This is a genomic window from Streptomyces sp. NPDC048643 (genome assembly GCF_040650615.1).
GTDB lineage: Bacteria > Actinomycetota > Actinomycetes > Streptomycetales > Streptomycetaceae > Streptomyces.
The window spans coordinates 91,135-108,019 of record NZ_JBEZHO010000028.1 but is presented as its reverse complement, the minus strand read 5'-3'; the positions used below and the strand labels follow the sequence as shown (position 1 = coordinate 108,019).

At 71.7% G+C, this 16,885-nt stretch carries 18 protein-coding genes; 9 read left to right on the top strand and 9 right to left on the bottom strand.

The window, feature by feature from the left end:
- Window positions 1–155: 155 nt before the first annotated feature.
- From AB0C62_RS25805 to mgrA, 3 genes are all read right to left on the bottom strand, one after another.
- Window positions 156–833: a DUF5134 domain-containing protein gene (locus AB0C62_RS25805; RefSeq protein ID WP_362976906.1), complete on the bottom strand. Its 678-nt coding sequence runs from the start codon at window positions 831–833 to the stop codon at window positions 156–158.
- A gap of 58 nt (window positions 834–891) precedes the next feature.
- Window positions 892–2,373 carry a PepSY-associated TM helix domain-containing protein gene (locus AB0C62_RS25800; RefSeq protein WP_362976904.1) on the bottom strand — a complete coding sequence of 494 codons (1,482 nt, stop codon included), beginning with the start codon at window positions 2,371–2,373 and terminating at the stop codon, window positions 892–894.
- A 297-nt stretch (window positions 2,374–2,670) separates the two neighbouring features.
- The gene (gene mgrA, locus AB0C62_RS25795; RefSeq protein WP_362976902.1) at window positions 2,671–3,720 is read right to left on the bottom strand and encodes an L-glyceraldehyde 3-phosphate reductase; all 1,050 of its coding nucleotides are present in this window, start codon (window positions 3,718–3,720) and stop codon (window positions 2,671–2,673) included.
- A gap of 241 nt (window positions 3,721–3,961) precedes the next feature.
- Here mgrA and AB0C62_RS25790 point away from each other — a divergent pair, with 241 nt between their 5' ends.
- From AB0C62_RS25790 to AB0C62_RS25775, 4 genes are all read left to right on the top strand, one after another.
- A complete protein-coding gene (locus AB0C62_RS25790) occupies window positions 3,962–4,681 on the top strand; it encodes a DinB family protein (RefSeq protein ID WP_362976900.1) in 720 nt (239 codons plus the stop codon).
- Window positions 4,682–4,773: 92 nt separating this feature from the next.
- Window positions 4,774–5,343 carry a hypothetical protein gene (locus AB0C62_RS25785; protein WP_362976898.1) on the top strand — a complete coding sequence of 190 codons (570 nt, stop codon included), beginning with the start codon at window positions 4,774–4,776 and terminating at the stop codon, window positions 5,341–5,343.
- Window positions 5,344–5,548: 205 nt separating this feature from the next.
- Window positions 5,549–6,550 carry a helix-turn-helix domain-containing protein gene (locus AB0C62_RS25780; protein ID WP_362976896.1) on the top strand — a complete coding sequence of 334 codons (1,002 nt, stop codon included), beginning with the start codon at window positions 5,549–5,551 and terminating at the stop codon, window positions 6,548–6,550.
- A 199-nt stretch (window positions 6,551–6,749) separates the two neighbouring features.
- Window positions 6,750–7,169, top strand: a complete 420-nt coding sequence (locus AB0C62_RS25775; RefSeq protein ID WP_362976894.1) for a CBS domain-containing protein — start codon at window positions 6,750–6,752, stop codon at window positions 7,167–7,169.
- 45 nt (window positions 7,170–7,214) lie between these two features.
- On the opposite strand, the gene AB0C62_RS25770 is transcribed toward AB0C62_RS25775, so the two are convergent.
- Complete coding sequence (locus AB0C62_RS25770; protein ID WP_362976892.1) at window positions 7,215–7,841, bottom strand: sugar O-acetyltransferase; 627 nt, start codon at window positions 7,839–7,841, stop codon at window positions 7,215–7,217.
- A 236-nt stretch (window positions 7,842–8,077) separates the two neighbouring features.
- On the opposite strand from AB0C62_RS25770, the gene AB0C62_RS25765 reads away from it, so the two are divergent.
- Window positions 8,078–8,281, top strand: coding sequence for a hypothetical protein (locus AB0C62_RS25765; RefSeq protein WP_362976890.1), 204 nt, complete (start codon window positions 8,078–8,080; stop codon window positions 8,279–8,281).
- 60 nt (window positions 8,282–8,341) lie between these two features.
- On the opposite strand, the gene AB0C62_RS25760 is transcribed toward AB0C62_RS25765, so the two are convergent.
- Complete coding sequence (locus tag AB0C62_RS25760) at window positions 8,342–9,619, bottom strand: MFS transporter (protein ID WP_362976888.1); 1,278 nt, start codon at window positions 9,617–9,619, stop codon at window positions 8,342–8,344.
- Window positions 9,620–9,697: 78 nt separating this feature from the next.
- Between AB0C62_RS25760 and AB0C62_RS25755 the strand changes: the two genes are divergently transcribed.
- From AB0C62_RS25755 to AB0C62_RS25745, 3 genes are all read left to right on the top strand, one after another.
- The gene (locus AB0C62_RS25755) at window positions 9,698–10,255 is read left to right on the top strand and encodes a TetR/AcrR family transcriptional regulator (protein ID WP_362976886.1); all 558 of its coding nucleotides are present in this window, start codon (window positions 9,698–9,700) and stop codon (window positions 10,253–10,255) included.
- Between the two features lie 176 nt (window positions 10,256–10,431).
- Window positions 10,432–10,803: a BlaI/MecI/CopY family transcriptional regulator gene (locus AB0C62_RS25750; protein WP_362976884.1), complete on the top strand. Its 372-nt coding sequence runs from the start codon at window positions 10,432–10,434 to the stop codon at window positions 10,801–10,803.
- Entirely contained in the window at window positions 10,800–11,735 is a 936-nt protein-coding gene (locus tag AB0C62_RS25745; RefSeq protein ID WP_362976882.1) for a M48 family metalloprotease, read from the top strand. The genes AB0C62_RS25750 and AB0C62_RS25745 overlap by 4 nt, the downstream gene beginning before the upstream one ends.
- A gap of 39 nt (window positions 11,736–11,774) precedes the next feature.
- On the opposite strand, the gene AB0C62_RS25740 is transcribed toward AB0C62_RS25745, so the two are convergent.
- The 4 genes from AB0C62_RS25740 to AB0C62_RS25725 all read right to left on the bottom strand — a co-directional run bounded on the left by AB0C62_RS25740 (window position 11,775) and on the right by AB0C62_RS25725 (window position 15,682).
- Window positions 11,775–12,704, bottom strand: coding sequence for a TauD/TfdA family dioxygenase (locus tag AB0C62_RS25740; protein WP_362976880.1), 930 nt, complete (start codon window positions 12,702–12,704; stop codon window positions 11,775–11,777).
- Window positions 12,705–12,790: 86 nt separating this feature from the next.
- Window positions 12,791–13,546, bottom strand: a complete 756-nt coding sequence (locus tag AB0C62_RS25735; protein WP_362976920.1) for an ABC transporter ATP-binding protein — start codon at window positions 13,544–13,546, stop codon at window positions 12,791–12,793.
- Between the two features lie 64 nt (window positions 13,547–13,610).
- Window positions 13,611–14,624, bottom strand: coding sequence for an ABC transporter substrate-binding protein (locus AB0C62_RS25730; protein ID WP_362976918.1), 1,014 nt, complete (start codon window positions 14,622–14,624; stop codon window positions 13,611–13,613).
- A gap of 182 nt (window positions 14,625–14,806) precedes the next feature.
- Window positions 14,807–15,682, bottom strand: coding sequence for an ABC transporter permease (locus AB0C62_RS25725; RefSeq protein ID WP_362976878.1), 876 nt, complete (start codon window positions 15,680–15,682; stop codon window positions 14,807–14,809).
- A gap of 548 nt (window positions 15,683–16,230) precedes the next feature.
- Between AB0C62_RS25725 and AB0C62_RS25720 the strand changes: the two genes are divergently transcribed.
- Window positions 16,231–16,719, top strand: coding sequence for a carbonic anhydrase (locus AB0C62_RS25720; RefSeq protein ID WP_362976876.1), 489 nt, complete (start codon window positions 16,231–16,233; stop codon window positions 16,717–16,719).
- The last annotated feature ends 166 nt before the right edge of the window (window positions 16,720–16,885 follow it).

Sequence of the window (16,885 nt, the reverse complement as noted above, 5' to 3'; positions counted from 1 at the left end):
CCCTGGCTGCGGCTGCGGAAGCGCGCCGCCGCGTACCGGACGAGGGAGAGGTTCATCTCGATGAGGGTGTTGCGCGGGCCGACTGCTCGGGGTGGTCGGGACGGTGCCCATCATCGTCCGCCGGCCGCGTCAACGCCCCCTGGCCGCAGGCCGGTTCAGAGGAGCAGGACGAACATCGCCGCCATCCCGAGTGCCATCGCGGCATGACACGCGGGGCCCAGCGCCGCTTCGCCGCCGCCCGGCGCCGGGCCGGTCGCAGTCACAGTCGCAGTCGCAGTCGCAGTCGCGGGAACGGCCCGGGCACGGTCGAAGGCCAGCGTCAGCCACCACAGCGCGAACCCCGTCGACGCGAGGGCGAGGAGTGCTGCCGCTGCCTTGGGACCGGCGTCGGTGAGCGTCATGGTGGCCGCCCCGGCGCTTCCCGACATGTCCATTCCCGGCATGCCCTGCATGGCGCCGCCTCCCCCGGCCCCGTCGCCCATGCCTCCGGAGTCCATCAGCGTCACCATCCATGCCATGGCCCCCATCAGGACGGCTTGGGCCAGCGCGCCGGGCATCCCCTTGAGTCGGGCCCCGTCGCGGCTCCGGAACGGCGCGGCGCACACGAACCAGAGGGCGCCGGCGCCGAAGACCGCGACCTGCGGTCCCGCCGCGAGGTCCATGCCCCACGGCCAGACCATCGCGATCATGGCGAGCCCCATGGCGGTGTGCAGCGCGTGGTCCACCCGATCGGCTCTGCCGGTCCTGGGCATGACGGCGCGCCAGAACCCGTGGGCCGTGGTCAGGGCGAACACCAGGGTGAGGGTCCAGCGCAGTCCGCTCGCCGCGATCACGAGTCCGCTCCTGACCGTCGTACGACGTCGGTGTTCCGGTCCGGTGCGGGATCGCTCGTCACGGTCGACCTCCGGAGGACGTCGGTGCGGTCGGCGTGGCCCGGCCGCGGCGTACGACCCCGGTGACGAGGTCGACCACGAGGAACGCTGCCAGCGGGATGCCGAACAGCGGCAGTGCCCAGCCGAGCGCCACGACGGCGACGACACCGACGGCCAGGCCCGCCGACGGCACACCGCGCCAGGCACCGCGGGCGGGCGGCGCGCCGAGGGGAGCACGGCGGTCGGCGCGGGTGGGACGGCGCTGCCACCACATGCGATAGCCCCAGATGATCACGGAGATCAGACCGGCGGCCAGGACGGCCAGCAGAACCTGGTTGGCGAGGCCGAAGAGGGTGCCCATGTGGACGTTGATGCCCCAGCGCGTCAGCTTGGACAGCAGTGGCCAGTCGGCGAAGTCCACCCGGTCGACGACCTGGTCGGTGGAGGCGTCGACCGCGAGGCTGTCGCGACCGACGGGCCAGAGGTCGCGGGTCTGCGAGACGGTCCACGCCGTGGCGCCGTCCTGCGGTACGGCGATCTCGACCGGGCCGGCCAGGCCGTCGTCGCGGGCCGCGTCGAGGACGCCGTCGACGGCGGCGGGGTCGACCCCGTTGGTCTTGTGGGGGTCCGTCCCGCCGCCGTCGTGGTCGTGGCCGCTCGTCGCACCGGCCGAGGAGCCGGACAGGGTGGTGGACACGCCGGGGGTGCCGGACCGCAGCGAGTCGAGCGCCTCGGAGAAGTGCTCGCCGGCGAAGCGCGACCAGGTCAAGCCGGTCGCGGAGAGGGCGAGCAGGCCGACCCCGAGCCACACACCCGTCACGGCGTGCAGGCTTCTGGTGCGCCGTACCCCCTGCTTCGCCGTCCGGTCCGGCAGCAGCAGTCGACGTGCCGTCCGGGTTCCGCGTTGCCTGCGCCACCACAGGACCAGCCCGCCGAGCACCAGGACCCACAGCCAACTGGCGGCGAACTCCGAGTAGTACCGGCCGGCCGTGCCCAGGTGCAGGTTCCGGTGGAGGTCGTCCAGCCACGTCGTCAGCGGAGTGCTGCCGTACCAAGTGGTCAGCTGCCCCGTCACCGCGTCCGTGTACGGGTCGACGTAGACCGTGTGCGCCTTCTCGCCCAGCTCGGGCAGTGCGAAGTCCACCTGCGTGGTCGCGTCGCCCGTTCCCGGCCGGACGGCGATCAGCGTGCCGGTGGGGTGCTCGGCCCGCGCGGCGGCCACCTGTCCGGCGAGCGGCCTGGTGCTGTCGCCGGTCTGGGCGACGCTCAACTCCTTGTCGTAGACGAACGCGTCGAGCTGCGGCGTGAAGGTGTACAGGAGGCCGGTCACCGCGGCGACGAGCAGGAACGGCGCCACCAGGACACCGGCATAGAAGTGGAGCCGCAGCAGGAGCGCGCCGAGGCCCGTCCGGCGCCCCGCCGGTGCGGGCGGTCGGACTCCGGTCTCCGGTCTTTCGGTGCCCGCGCCGGGCAGGTCGGGTATCTCGGAGCTGACGGACATGGTCGGACCTCGCTCTGTCGGCGGCGCACAAGGCGCCGTCAGCGTTCAGGCAGAGCGACGTCCGCGGAAGATCCGCCGCGACGACGCCCCGCACCGGCCGCACTTCGGCCGCTGCCCTCAGACAGTCGTCCGCAGACACGAGCGAGTTCCCGGGCAGGTCCACGTTCCTTTCCGATGGGCCACCACTGACGCGTGGTGCCCCCGTACGCGTGCGTACGGGGGCACCGGAGGCGGGCGGAGCGTCGGAGCCGTTCGGCCCGCCGTCGGCTCGTTCGACGACGGGGGGCGATCGGCGGGTCAGCTGTCGAGAGTGCCCTGGCGGGCGTCGCTCCACAGGTCGACGCTGAAGCTGCCGACGGTCAGCTCGTCGATCTCGCGCAGCTCTTCCTCGGAGAAGTCGAGGTTGTCGAGCGCCGCGACGTTCTGCTCCAGCTGTTCGGTACGGGAGGCGCCGATCACGAGGGAGGTGACCCGCTCGTCGCGCAGCGCCCAGGCGAGTGCCATCTGGGCGAGGCTCTGGCCCCGCCGCCCGGCGATGTCGTTGAGGGCCCGCAGACGGCGCAGGGTCTCCTCGGAGAGCCACCCCGTGTCGAAGGACTTGTCCTGGGCGGCCCGCGAGTCCTTCGGGACACCGTCGAGGTAGCGGCCGGTGAGGAGCCCCTGTGCGAGCGCGGTGAAGCCGATGACACCGAAGCCCTCGTCGTCGGCGGCGTCGAGGAGACCGTCGGTCTCGATCCACCGGTTGAGCATGTTGTACGAGGGCTGGTGGATCAGCAGGGGCGTGCCCAGTTCACGCAGGATGGCGGCCGCCTGGCGGCTGCGCTCCGTGTCGTAGGAGGAGATGCCGACGTAGAGGGCCTTGCCCTGGCGGACCGCGGTGTCGAGGGCGGTCATCGTCTCCTCCAGCGGCGTGGTGGGGTCCAGCCGGTGGGAGTAGAAGATGTCGACGTAGTCCAGGCCCATTCGGCTGAGGGACTGGTCCAGCGAGGCGAGCACGTACTTGCGGGAGCCGCCGCCCTGGCCGTACGGGCCGGGCCACATGTCCCAGCCGGCCTTCGTGGAGACGACCAGCTCGTCGCGGTACGGCTTCAGGTCCTGCCGCATCAGCCGGCCGAAGTTGATCTCCGCCGAGCCGTACGGCGGCCCGTAGTTGTTCGCCAGGTCGTGGTGCGTGATCCCGAGGTCGAACGCCCGCAGGGCGATCTCCCGTTGTGTCTCGAACGGCTTGTCGTCGCCGAAGTTGTGCCAGTACCCGAGGGACAGGAGCGGCAGGTCGAGTCCGGAGCGGCCGGTGCGCCGGTAGCGCATGGTGCCGTCGTAGCGCTTGGGATCAGGGACGTGGCTCATGGTGTGTTCTCCGCCGGCGACAGGTATCGGCCCTTTTCGCTGTTCGAAAGGGGTACGAGTCAACTCTGCGCCGCCTCCGGGGCGAAGTCCAACCGCTGGGTCCGCTGCGATTCAGCGGTGCGGGTCATGAATCGCGACGCCTGGCTCCGGGCGGGAAATGGGTCGCGTCCCCGCGCCGCGAGCCGTTAGGTTCCGCCCTGCCCTGTGTGGGGCACGACACGCGACCGCGGAAGGGCCGGACATGGGGACCGAGGGCACGCGCACGGATCGCTTGGGCCTGTTGCTGGAACAGTTCGACAAGGCGAGGGAGGCGGCCCAGGTTCGGCTCACGGGACTCGGTGACGAGGAGTACCTGTGGGAGCCGGTGCCGGGAAGCTGGTCGCTCCGCCCCCGTGCCGAGGCGACGACGCCCAGGGCGTTCGGGCCGGGCGCGTGGGTGATGGACCTGGGCGCCGCGGACATCCCGGCGAGCGAGTACGCCGAGGTCGCCCGGCAGGCGGCGGACGGCATGACGGTCGACAAGATCGCTGAGGACTGGAGTGTGAGCGTCGAGCGGGTGCGGGAGGTCCTCGCCCACACCGGCGAGCCGGAGCCCGACGAGACGCCGGTCACGACCATCGCGTGGCGCATCGCCCACCTGCACTTCCACTTCCAGGGCGGCTGGGAGTGGACCTTCGGCGAACGGCGCCGGGAGCCGAGGCAGCTGGTCGATTTCACTCCCTCGGCTGCCCTCGCCCTCGAACGGTTCTGGGCGCTGATCGACCGCTGGCGCGACAGCGTCGCCACGGTCACGGAGGAGCAGCTCGACACGGTCGGCTTCTCGCAGTACCCGTACGGCTCCGACCCCGACGATCCGTACGTCTCGGTCCTGGCCGGGGCCAACCTCGAGTTCATCCACCACATGGCCGAGATCGCCCTGCTCCGCGACCTGTGGCGGGCCCGCTCGACGACCACCGAGTAGGCCCTGCCCGAGTTGCGGTCGCGACCGCTCCGTGCTCTGCGTCACCCGTCCGGCGGTGCTGGGCGCGGGCGTCCGGCTGGAATCCATCCAGCATGCAGCTCTCTCCCTGCGCGACACCGGCCCCGGTCCCGACAGATCCGCCGAGCGGCGCCCCGCCGCCCCCCGACAAGAGCCCCGAACACAGCCGCCTCCACGGGCTGGAGGCACGGTTGGAGGCCGTGAAGCGGCATATGGACGCCCGGCTCACGGTGGCGGCGGTGGCCTACGAGGTCAACACCGCGCACATCGACACGGTGCCGGTCGACTGGTCCCGGATCGCACCCGCTCCCACCGCGCCGGCGTGGACCCCCGGTCCGTACGCGACGCCGGTCGCGGGGCTCCTGCACCGAGCCTCCCTGCGGCTGCGGGAGGCAGGCTGGTGCGCGGGAGCGCTGGTCGACGAGGACGGGGCCCTGTGCTCGCAGGGCGCGATCCGCAGGGAGTCCGGCGGCGACCGCCGTCTGGAGGCGCAGGCCATGGAGGTGCTGCTGGAGGCGATCCGCCGCAGGTTCGGTCCGTCGGTGGAGTCGGTGCCCACCTTCAACGACGCCTGGGCCGACGGCCGTGAACCGACCCGCATGATGGAGCAGGCGAGTGTCCTGGCGGACGCGCGGGGAATCTGAACGGACTTGGTGGGCAGGGGCGTTCACTGCCTACCGGGCCTCCACCATGCCCCCTGCGGGCACCGGCAGAGCCGACCACATCCGTGCGCCGGTCCCGGCGTCACTGGGACCGCCCCGGCATCTCTGGCCTGATTGATCGTTGCGCGGATCGCCACCCTGAACCGAGACTGCTGTGTGTACGACGGCACAGCGGACGGGGCACTCGGTGAAGCGGATCCATTTCACTGCCGAGGACCTCATGCGGACCCGGGTGGCCCCCACCATCGGTGTGGCTGCTGAGACGTTCGACAGCGTGCGGATGCTGATGGACCGCGGCGGCGGTCTCGCCTTCCGGCGCTGGCAGGTGGCGGTCCGGGGCCGGCTGGGCGAACAGGCCCTCCCACTGGCCGCGTTGATGCCGTCCCGAGGACCCCTGGTCGACGTCGTGAGTCTGGCGGGCCGTTCGTCGTCCATCGACGAGGCGGTGGAGCATCTGCTCGGAGCACCGCGCGAATTGGTGCGCATCGAGCTCGAGAACATCGACTTCCATCCCGCGTACCGGTCCTTCGCGCGGAACCTGGTGGACGGCGACCGTGAGGCCCGGCTCCAGGTCGCGTCGGCTCTGCGGGCCTGTCACGGCCTGACCGTCGCGCCGTACTGGGCCAAGGTGCGCGCCCATCTCACGGAGACCCGCGCGGGGTACGTGAGTTCCCTGGCCGAGGGGGGGGTCGACCGTCTCCTCGCGTCCCTCTGCGGGCCGCTTGTCCGCTGGCGGCCACCGGTGCTCGAAATACGGCATCCGCGGGACGCGGACGTGTACTTGGGCGGTCGGGGTCTCGTCATCGCACCGACCTTGTTCTCCTCCCAGGAGATCGAACTCCTCCAGGCGCCGCTGGACCCGGACCAGCCACCCGTCCTGGCCATCCCGAGCGTGCGGGACACGCTCGACGGCACCACCTTGTGGGAAGGGATCGGCGAACCCGGCGCCGACCCGCTCGACGACCTGCTGGGACGCACCCGGACCGCGGTCCTGCGCGCCACCGTCGGCGGCTGCGGAACGACGGACCTGGCCCGGCGCCTGAGGATCTCGCCGGCGACAGCGAGCCACCACACGTCCGTCCTGCGCAAGGCGGACCTGATCACCAGTCGGCGCGACGGGAAGACGGTCGTCCACACGGTCACTCCACTGGGCCTGGCACTGCTGGATCCGGGGGCGCGGCTGATCTGAGGGCGGTTGGGGGCCTCCGGCCGCGCGGAGCCGGGAACTCCGTCGCCGCCCGTCCCGACTGCCGACGCCGTCCGTGGGCACTTGTGCTTCTCGAGGCACAGGCCGACCGGGTCCAGGCGGAGCAGTGATCGACGAAGTCGAGGGGGCCGGACGGCTGTTGGAAGCGAAGAGAGCTGTCTTCATGGCGAAAGGCGATGCGATGACCGAGGCAGTGCGCGACGTGATGACCGGACCCCCGCGGTCGGTCTCGCCCCGGACTCCCGTCACCGAGGTCGCCCGGTACATGCGCGACGAGGACATCGGCGCCGTGCTGGTCACCGAGCGCGGGCGGCTCCGCGGTGTCGTCACCGACCGGGATCTGGTGGTCCGTGTGATGTGCCAGGGCGGGAACATCGACCAGGTGACGGCGGAGCAGGCCTGCAGTGACGTACTGGTCACCGTCTCCCCCGACGACGACCTCGACCGGGCGATCGGCCTCATGCGTCAACGCGCCGTCCGGCGCATCCCCGTCGTCGACGACGGGCTCCCTGTCGGCATCGTCACCCTCGGGGACATCGCCGTCGAGAGCGAGCCCGACTCCGTCCTCTCCGCGATCACCAACGCCGCGCCCAACGAATGACGGACGGGGCGCCGGTGACGCGTACGCGGGCCCCCGCCGCCCTTCTCAGCTGTCGAGGTCGCCGACGGCGCGTGTCCTCAAGTCCTCGTCCGTGACCTGACGGAGCACGCGGCACGGGGTTCCGACCGCGACGCTCATGGGCGGGATGTCGCGGCTGACGACACTGCCGGCGCCGACGACCGATCCGTATCCGACGCGGACGCCGGGCAGGACGACCGCGTTGCTGCCGATCCAGACCTTGTCCTCGATCACGATCGGCTCCGAGAACCTGGCGAAGTCCACACGTCGGGCGGGGTGTACGGGGTGTCCGGTCGTGGTCAGGGTGACGCTGGGCGCGATCATGACGCTGTCGCCGATGCGGATGCCCACGTCGTCGACGAACGTCAGGTTCACGTTGCCGAAGAAGTCGTCGCCGATGTGGACGTTGCTCCCGAACCCCGCGTGAAAGGGGGGCAGCAGGACCGTGCGCTCTCCCACGGACCCCAGGATGGCCAGGAGCAGGGCCCGCCGCTTCTCCGGCTCACTCGGCGGTGTGTGGTTGTAGGCGAAGATCTCGTCGGTGCGGCGCCGTGCGTTCTGGAACGCCGCTTCGGACTCCGTGTAGACAAGTCCCTTGGCGATGCGGGCCAGGACCTCTTCCTCGTCCGCCCGCGATCCAGCGGAACGCTCCATCGGTCCGACCTCCCCGGCGCAGGAACAGCGCACTTCTCGTCAACTCCGCCTGTGAGCCTACGCGTTGGACGGAGTCGGGCGCATCGGCGTTCCGGGCGACTGTCCGACGCGTTCGCCGCTGTGCCCCCTGCGCCCCGTCCGTCGGTCACCGAACCTCCACGCAATGGGTTCAGTGATAACGGCGACTCCGGGGCACCCGCCGGTCAACGTCGACCGAAGGGGGGATGGTGGTGATCGTGGTCGCTCTTCTGTTGCTGCCGGCCCAGGGAGCCCTGCTCTACGCGATGGACCGTCTCGAAGACCGGGTGCTGAACGACGCGCCGACGCACGCGGCACGGCACGCGCGCACTCGACATCTCCGCCTGATCAAGGGCGCCAAGGCGGACGCCGCCGTGCCCGAGCGGAACCGGCGGAGCGAGCGGCAGACCGACGCGGCCTGACACCCGCCGGGCAGGCGGACATCAGGCTGCGTGTCCCGCGTCAGGCCCCGCCGGGGTCCGTCACGCCTGCGGGCTGGTGCGCCGGGCCGGTGTGCGCTGCGAGCGGAGCCACTGGGCGATCAGGGCGAGGGCGGCCAGGAACGCGACCGTCCCGGCGTAGACGACAGAGGTCTCGTGCAAGCCGGTGTGGGTGACGGCGATCCCGGCGATCACGGCGGGCACGCTGAAGGACACGTACGAGATCACGAAGGCGACGGAGAGCAGTTCGCCGCGTTCGGCCGGGGCGGCTATCCGGGCCAGGGTGCCGAAGCTGGCCAGCGCCGAGGCGCCGAAGCCGACGCCCGCGATGACGGTGCCCAGCGCCGCCAGGGTCAGGGAGTGCTCCTCGACCCCGGACAGGGCGACGGCGGTGCCGGCGAGCAGGAGGCTCGCGCCGAGCGCCAGGGTGCGCCCGACGGGCCAGCCGCGCAGCGCCAGTGCGGTCAGGGACGCCGGCACGGTCAGGAGTGTGACGACCAGGCCGCCGACGACGTGGTTGGAGAGTCCGAACAGCCCGGCGGCGACGGACGGCCCCAGCGAGAGGTAGAGGCCACCGAGCGCCCAGCTCGCGACGAGGATCGGCACCAGCCCCAGCAGGTCGGCCCGCAGGTGCGTGGCGACCTTGAGGCGAGGCTGCAGGGAGCGGGCGGCACCGGGGCGGCGGAGCGAGGTCTCGGGAAGCGCCAGGAGCAGCGCCCCGGCGACGACCAGACCGGCCAGCAGCAGCGCGTACACGAGACGGGTGGGGTGCGGCCCGTACTGGACGAGGAATCCGCAGCCGAGCGCGCCCAGTCCGAGCCCGAAGGTGGGAGCGGCGCCGGTGACGACGCCGGCCCGGTGTGGCGCGTGGGCGGGGTTGAGGTCGGCGAGCGCGGCACCGAGGGCGGTCATGGCGGCGCCGGTCGCGATGCCCTGGACCAGTCGCGCGACCATCAGCGGGCCGATGTCGTCCGCGGTGAGGAACAGGACCATGGACACCGCTTCGAGGGCTATGGCGGACAGCAGCACTGGACGGCGGCCGAGGTGGTCGGAGAGGGCGCCCAGCACCAGGAGGGCCGCGATCATCCCCAGCACGTAGACCGCGAAGACGGTGGTGAGGGTGGTCGCGGAGAAGTGCCATTCCTGTTGGTAGACGACGTAGAGCGGGGACGGCGCACTGGACGCGGCCATGAAGAGGACGAAGACGACGGCCAGCGCGACGAAGGCGGCCGGGCGGCCGAGCTCGCGACGGCCACGGCCGGGCGGGGCGTCGACGGTGACCGGGGAGGTCGTGCTCTGGGGCGGGGCGGAACCGGGCATGGCGACTCTCTCCAAACGCAGCGATCAATGCGTTAACGACGCTAGCACTAACGCAGCGATCAGTGCGATAATTCCGTCATGGTTGACGTTTCAGCTCAGGTACGTCCCGGTGGCCGCTCCGCGAAGGTGCGGGCGGCCGTCCATCGCGCCGTCGGCGAACTCCTCGCGGAGGAGCCCTCCGAGGCCCTGACGATCCCGGCCGTCGCCGCCCGCGCGGGCGTGCACGCCACGACCGTCTACCGACGCTGGGGCTCGGCCGCGCAGCTGCTGAACGACGTCGCCACCAGCAGGTTCAGCGGTGACGTGGTCGTGCCGGACTCCGGTTCGCTCAGCGGCGACCTGGAGCGATGGATGGAGGACGTGGCGACCGACCTCACCGACCCGGACACACTCGCGCTCATGCGCGCCACGATCGGCTCCGGGCCGGAGGGCGGCTGTGCCTGCACGGCGGACCGGCACGAACAGCTCAGCGCCATCATCGAGCGCGAGCGTTCCCGGGGCGGTGACGCGCCGGACGTCGAGAGCGCCGTGGACTCCCTGCTCGGCCCGCTGTACTACCGGGCGATCTTCAGCGCCCGGCCCGCTTCGCCCGACTGGGCACGGCGGCTCGTGGACACGTTCCTCGCGGCGTCCTGACCGATCCCGGGCCCGCGGATCGAGTCGGGCGACCGCTCTCCGATTGACGCCTCGTAGGCCGTCGGCCCGGTGAAGCGGGGTGTTCCGCTCCTCCGCGGCCCGCCCGGCGAGCCGAGCGTCTACCATTTTGTAGTCGGCGCACGGTGCCGCAGGCGATATCGGGGAAGGACCAAGCGATGACGGACTCCGACGGTGAGCGCAGGCCGGCGGGCGAGCTGGAGGCCAGCGTGCTCGCGGCCCTGTGGGCCGCGGGGAAGCCGCTGTCGGCCGCGCAGGTCAGAGCCGCCATACCGCAGTCCCTGGCCCGCACGACGGTGGCCACCCTCCTCGTCCGTCTGTACGAGAAGGGCGCGGTGGGCCGCGACCCCGCCGCACGCGGGTACGCCTACTTCCCCGTCGCGGACTCCCACGGCCTGACCGCCCGGAGGATGCACCGCGAACTCGACCAGGACGGCGACCGGAGCATCGCGCTGGCCCGCTTCGTCGAGCGCCTCAGCCCCGACGACGAGGCGGAGCTGCGACGCCTTCTGGAGGGGGGCGGGCGGTGATCGCCCTCCTGCTCGTTCCGCTCGTCCTGCCCTTCGCGCTGCCGCCGCTGGCCCGGCGCGTCGTCGACCGGATCCGCCCGGAGACGGCCCTGTGGGCCCTTACCTCCGCATCCGCGGCGCTGGCCGTGGGAGTACTGGCCTGCCTGGGCGTCCTGCTGCTTCCCCTGGCCCTCTCGGTCCCGGCCGTCGCCGGCCTCGCGCATCTGGTCCACCCGCTCGACGCCGGACCCGCGGGCCCGGTCCTGGGCGTCTCGGTCCTCGCGGGCGCCGCCCTGGCCGTCCTGTGCGTCACCGGCGTACGCAGCGCCCTTTCGGAGGTACGTCGGCTGCGCGCGGCGCGCCTCGACATCGCCGGCGTCCCGGACGCCGGCGGTCTCTGTGTCATCGACGACGCCCGGCCCGACGCCTACGCCCTGCCCGGTGGCCGTCGCGGTGCCGACCGCATCGTGGTGACCACCGGCATGCTGCGCGCGCTGAACCCCGGCGAGCGAGGAGTCCTGTTCGCCCACGAGCGCGCCCACCTCGCCGGACGGCATCACCTCTTCCTCGCCGCCGCGCAGCTGGCCGGCCGGTGCCACCCGGCCCTCGCGGCCGTCACCCGTCACGTGTCCTTCGCCGCCGAGCGCGCGGCGGACGAGGCCGCGGCGCGCACCGCCGGTGACAGAACCCTGACCGCGCACGCCGTCGGACACGCGGCGCTGGCCACCACCCGCGCACGCACCGTGCGGCCCGGTTTCACCCCGGGCGCCGTCAGCGGACCGGTCCCCGCGCGTGTGAAGGCTCTCCTCACCCATGCACCCGCCCGCCGCCTGGTCCCTGCCCTGCTGATCGTCGCGACCGTGATCGGCCTGGCCGGCGGCTCCGCCCTGGCCGGGGCCGTCTCGGTGCACCGCGGCGTGGAGATCGCCCAGGGCGAGCTTCCGTCGGACTGACACCGGCGGCCCCTTCGGGGCGGGAGCACTCGGCCAGCCCTAGCCCCCGAAAGCCGGGGACGGTGTCGTCGTAGGACCGACGGGTACGTCGCCGCGCAGGGTGATGCGGTGCATGACCCGGTGCCGGTCGCCGTAGTCGCGGTTGGCGTAGTGGGAGGTGGCGCGGTTGTCCCAGATCGCCACGTCGCCGGGCTGCCAGCGGTGGCGGACGGTGTGCTCGGGCTTGGTGAGGTGGGCGTAGAGGATGTCGAGGATGCCGCGGCTCTCGTGCTCGGAGACCCCGGCGATGTGTGAGGTGAAGCCGGGGTTCACGAACAGACCCTTGCGTCCGCTCTCCGGATGCACGCGGACCACCGGGTGCTCCACCGGGACCAGGTCCGTGAACACCTCTCCCTCCCACAGGTTTCCGCGGCCCTTGCGCTGCTGGGCGAGGTAGTAGCCGAACTCGCGGCTGCCGTCGTGCACGGCGGTGAGCGGGTCGATCAGCGCGCGCACTCCGGGCGTCAGCGACTCGTAGGCCAGCTGGCTGTCGGCCCACGACGTGTCGCCGCCGCGGGGCGGAAGGACCACGGCGCGCAGGACGGAGACGGCCGGGGGGCGGCGTACGAACGTCACGTCGGTGTGCCAGACGTCGGCGAAGCCGTTGTCCTGGCTGTCGAGGGAGTACACCTCGTCGGGCACGTCGCCCGAGTCGTGGACCGGGTGGCCGACGGTCAGCTCGCCGAGTCGCCGTCCGAAGTCGATCTGCGCACGGTCGTCGATGTCCTGGCCGGGGAGGAAGAGCACCTTGTGCGTGACCAGTGCTGTCCGCAGCGCCGCGACCTGGTCGTCGTCCAGTCGGCCGAGGTCGACGTCGTGCACCTCGGCGCCGAAGCTCGGCCCGAGCGGGACGACGCGCAGTCCCGCGCTGTCGCTCCGGTGTGCCGGGATCGGCTCTGCCTCGTGCGTCTGCTCGCTGATGACGGTCATGCCGTCGCTCCTTCCATCGGGTTGGTACTCGTTCGGTTGGTACTCGTTCGGGTTGGTCACTCGTTCTCGTCGGCCGCCGGGTGGCCTCAGGCCGCGGCGGCCTTGACCTCGTGCGCGACGCGCTTGCGCAGTTCGGCGAACTCGCCGGAGGCGCGCAGTTCCTCGGTGTCGACATCGCCCCGCGGCAGGGGGACGGGCAGGTCGAGGACGACCGTGCCGGGACGCCTGCTGAGGACCACCACGCGGGATCCGAGGAAGACGGCCTCGTCCGCGGAGTGGGTGACGAACACCGCCGTACGGCCGGTCTGGGCCGTCACCCGGCGCACATCGTCCTGAAGGCGTTCGCGGGTCAGGGCGTCCAGCGCGCCGAAGGGTTCGTCCAGGAGGAAGAGCGGGTTCTCGGCGGCCAGGGCGCGGGCTATGGCGACGCGTTGCTGCTGACCGCCGGAGATCTCCCAGACCCGCCGTCTGTCGGTGCCTTCGAGCCCGACCCGTTCCAGCAGCTCGGCACGGCGCGGCCCCCACTGGTCCCTGGGCACTCGCGCGTACCGCAGCGCGAGGTCGACGTTGCCGCCGACCGTGCGCCACGGGAAGAGGCGTGGCTGCTGGAAGACGATGCCGGCGGCCCGGCCGGGCCGGGGCTCGGCGCCCGAGACGCGGACGGTGCCCTGTGTGGGCCGCTCGAACCCGGCGATCAGGCGCAGCAGCGTGCTCTTGCCGCAGCCCGACGCCCCGACGAGGACGAGGAACTCCCCCGGCGGGACGTCCAGTTCGACCGGGCCCACCGCGGTGACGGCCTCGGCTCCCCTGCCGTAGCGGTGGGTGACGTTCGTGAGCCGCACCCCGCCAGGACGTTCGCCGGCTCGCGGGACGTCGGTCTCCGTGGTCCGATCCTTGCGGCGGGCCTCACTTGACGCCATCGGGCAGCCCCTTGAGGTAGAACGCCTTGCGGACGGTGTCCGCGGAGGGCGCGGTGCCGATCTGCTTCTGACCGGCGAGGAACGCTCCCGTGTCGGTCAGGTAGGAGGCCAATCTGCCGGGGTTGCCGTCGGTGCCGAGCCAGTCGGCCGAGGCGACCTGGCGCGGGGTGAGGAAGACCCCTTGCGTCAGTTGGGCCTTGGCGTCGGCGAGGCTGATGCCGAGTTCGTTGGCGATGGCCTTGGCCGACCCCTCGGGGTCGGACTTCAGCCGGCGCAGGCCGTCGGCCTCGACACGACGCCACGTCTCGATGGCCCGGGGATCCTTCGCGATCAGCGCTTCTGACACCACGGCCAGGTCGAGTGTGGGCTTTCCGCGCGATCCGATCTCCTTGCTGCTCACCAACTGCACGCCGGTCTTGCGCAGTTCGTCGAGGGTCGGCAGCCACACGTAGGCCGCGTCGATGTCACCGCGCTGCCAGGCGGCGAGGATGGGCTGCGGCTGGAGGTCGATCAGTTTCACGTCGGAGGCCTTGAGACCGGCTTCGTCCAGCGCGGCCAGCAGGCTGTAGTGCGAGGTCGAGGCGAAGGGAGTGGCGATCGTCTTTCCCTTGAGACCCGCCACCTCGGTGATTCCGGCGTCCTTGCGGGCGACCAGTGCCTCGTTCTCGCCGGCCACGTCGAGGACGAACGCGACCTTGTACGGAATCGGTGCCGAGCCGGCGATGCCACGGGCGAACGGGCTCGACCCGAGGGCGGCTATGTCGAGGGAGCCGCCGATGAAGGCCTGGTTGACGCTGGCGCCCGAATCGAACTTGATCCAGCTGATCCTGTGGTCCGGCAGCGCCTTCTCCAGCAGCTTCTGGTTCTTGACCAGCAGGTCGCCGCTGGGGAAGGCGAAGTAGCCGATGCGCAGGCGCTTGGACGCGCCCGACGATCCGCCGTCGTCGGACGAGCAGCCGGCGACGGCGACGGAGGCCGCGCCGAGAGCGGCGGCGAGCAGGGCGCGGCGGGTCGGCCGGCCCGCAGAGGTGCCGTTGAGGGCTCTGGACGCCGAAGAACTCATGGGAAGCCGTTTCTGGGGAGGGGCGGTGCCGCGCCGGGCGGCGGGAGCGGACGGAGCTGCGGGTAGACACGGTGTCTGTGGGGGCGAGCGTCTTAGGGGGGAGCGCGGACGGGCGGCTGTCAGCCGTGGCCGCGCCAGGGCACGACGGTGCGTTCGAGCCACAGCAGCAGTCCGTCGATGACCAGGCCGGAGACACCGATGGCGGCGATCCCGACCAGGACGACGGGGGTGTTGTTGTAGTTGGCGGCGTCCTTGACCATGCCGCCGATGCCCGGCAGGCCGTTGACCAGTTCGGCGGCGACGAGGGACGAGTACGCCACCCCGACGGCGAGCCGGACGCCGGTGAAGATCTCCGGAAGGGCGGACGGCAGGACGACGTCCCTGACGACTTCTCCGCGCGAGGCACCGAGTGCACGGGCCGCCTCCTGGAGGTGGCGGGGCGCGGCGGCGACGGCCGTGGTGGTGGCGACCGCGACCGGAGGGAAGGCCGCCACGGCCAACAGCGTGATCTTCGGTTCCTCGTTGATGCCCAGCCAGACGATCAGGAGGGAGAAGTAGGCCAGCGGCGGCAGCGTACGCAGGAAGGTGATCCACGGCTCGAACAGCGAGCGCACCCAGCCGATCGTGCCCATGACCAACCCGAAGAGCACGCCGAGCACGATGCCGATGCCCGCTCCGAACGCGATGCGGCGCAGGCTGATGCCCAGATGCTCCACGAGGTAGGTGCCGTTGTAACCGCGCACCCCGTCGTGGGTCGTGGACACGTCGACGAACGCGGCCCACACCTTGGCCGGCGGAGGGACGAGTGTCTCGCTCCACGCGCCGCTCGCCGCGACCGCCTGCCAGCCGAGGAGGAACAGCAGGAGGGAGCCGACGGGCAGCGCGAGTCGACGGGACGTGGCGAACAGCCGGGACGGAGCGCGGCGGCGGACGCCGGGCGGCTCGGTCTCGGTGGTGTCGCGCAGGACTTCGGGCACAGCGGGTGCCGTGGGCACGGAGGACCTCCACGGGCCTCGGAAGGGGATGGGCGAACGCGCCCGCGCGCACGGCGGGGCGGAACCCGGGGACGGGCGATGCGGCCGGGCGACGGCAGCCGGAACGAGGCCTACCGCGCCGGGACGTGTCCCGGACGGTTGCGGTGCCTCAGGCGTGGAGGATCAACAACACGAAACAGCACGGCGGCACAGGTCGACGACCAGGCGGCGCACCAACGTTTCGTGGATCACGAGGAAAGTTGTACAGCAGCGGGACGGCATCGCACCAGGAGCTGTCCACGCTGTGGAACCGTGGCGTATCACGGCGTATCACGGCGTGTCCGGGTCGCCCGAACACGCATCGCATTGCCGATGCGGTCGCCGGGGAGTTCACTGGAGTGATGCATCCCTTTGCCACCACGCTGACGGGCTTCTGGCCCTCGCGTCGTGATGATCTCTACGACGGGCTGTGTCGCCGGGGAGTGTGACCACACCCCGCGGTCCGGGCGCCCCGGAGCCGCGGGTGCCCCCTCCCCGCCCGATCCGCATCACGAGAACCGAGGTCCGTCATGTCCGTGACCGATGAGCTCCTGGCCAACAACGCCCGCTACGCCGAGACCTTCTCCGGCCCCCTGCCCCTGCCGCCCGCCAAGCAACTCGCCGTCGTGGCGTGCATGGACGCCCGGCTGAACGTGTACGACATCCTCGGCCTCGGGGACGGCGAGGCCCACGTCATCCGCAACGCCGGAGGAGTGGTCACCCCGGACGAGATCCGCTCGCTCGCCATCAGCCAACGCCTCCTGGGAACCGAGGAGATCATCCTCATCCACCACACCGACTGCGGCATGCTGACCTTCACGGACGACGGGTTCAAGGACACCGTCCAGAAGGACACCGGCATCCGTCCGCCGTGGGCCGCGGAGGCCTTCGACGATCTGGACACCGACGTCCGGCAGTCGATCGCCCGGATCAAGGCGGACCCGTTCATCGTGCACAAGGACGGGATCCGGGGCTTCGTCTTCGACGTGGCCACCGGCAGGCTCGCCGAAGTCCTCTGACGCCGGGGGCCGTTCGCACGCCGCCGACCGAAGCGGCCCCGGCGTGCGAACGACCGTTCACCTGACGGCCGGACGTGTCAAGATCATCCAATGTGCGTTGTACGCCGGATTGTTTGCTACGGCAACATGACGGGCTCATGGCAGGACCTGCGAAAACCTGGTGGCC

Coding starts and splice junctions, on each gene's coding strand:
- AB0C62_RS25720 (WP_362976876.1), top strand. CDS start 16,231: ATGTCCGTGACCGATGAGCTCCTGGCCAACAACGCCCGCTACGCCGAG.
- mgrA (WP_362976902.1), bottom strand. CDS start 3,720: ATGAGCCACGTCCCTGATCCCAAGCGCTACGACGGCACCATGCGCTAC.
- AB0C62_RS25760 (WP_362976888.1), bottom strand. CDS start 9,619: ATGCCCGGTTCCGCCCCGCCCCAGAGCACGACCTCCCCGGTCACCGTC.
- AB0C62_RS25785 (WP_362976898.1), top strand. CDS start 4,774: ATGCAGCTCTCTCCCTGCGCGACACCGGCCCCGGTCCCGACAGATCCG.
- AB0C62_RS25740 (WP_362976880.1), bottom strand. CDS start 12,704: ATGACCGTCATCAGCGAGCAGACGCACGAGGCAGAGCCGATCCCGGCA.
- AB0C62_RS25800 (WP_362976904.1), bottom strand. CDS start 2,373: ATGTCCGTCAGCTCCGAGATACCCGACCTGCCCGGCGCGGGCACCGAA.
- AB0C62_RS25770 (WP_362976892.1), bottom strand. CDS start 7,841: ATGGAGCGTTCCGCTGGATCGCGGGCGGACGAGGAAGAGGTCCTGGCC.
- AB0C62_RS25775 (WP_362976894.1), top strand. CDS start 6,750: ATGACCGAGGCAGTGCGCGACGTGATGACCGGACCCCCGCGGTCGGTC.
- AB0C62_RS25790 (WP_362976900.1), top strand. CDS start 3,962: ATGGGGACCGAGGGCACGCGCACGGATCGCTTGGGCCTGTTGCTGGAA.
- AB0C62_RS25750 (WP_362976884.1), top strand. CDS start 10,432: ATGACGGACTCCGACGGTGAGCGCAGGCCGGCGGGCGAGCTGGAGGCC.
- AB0C62_RS25755 (WP_362976886.1), top strand. CDS start 9,698: ATGGTTGACGTTTCAGCTCAGGTACGTCCCGGTGGCCGCTCCGCGAAG.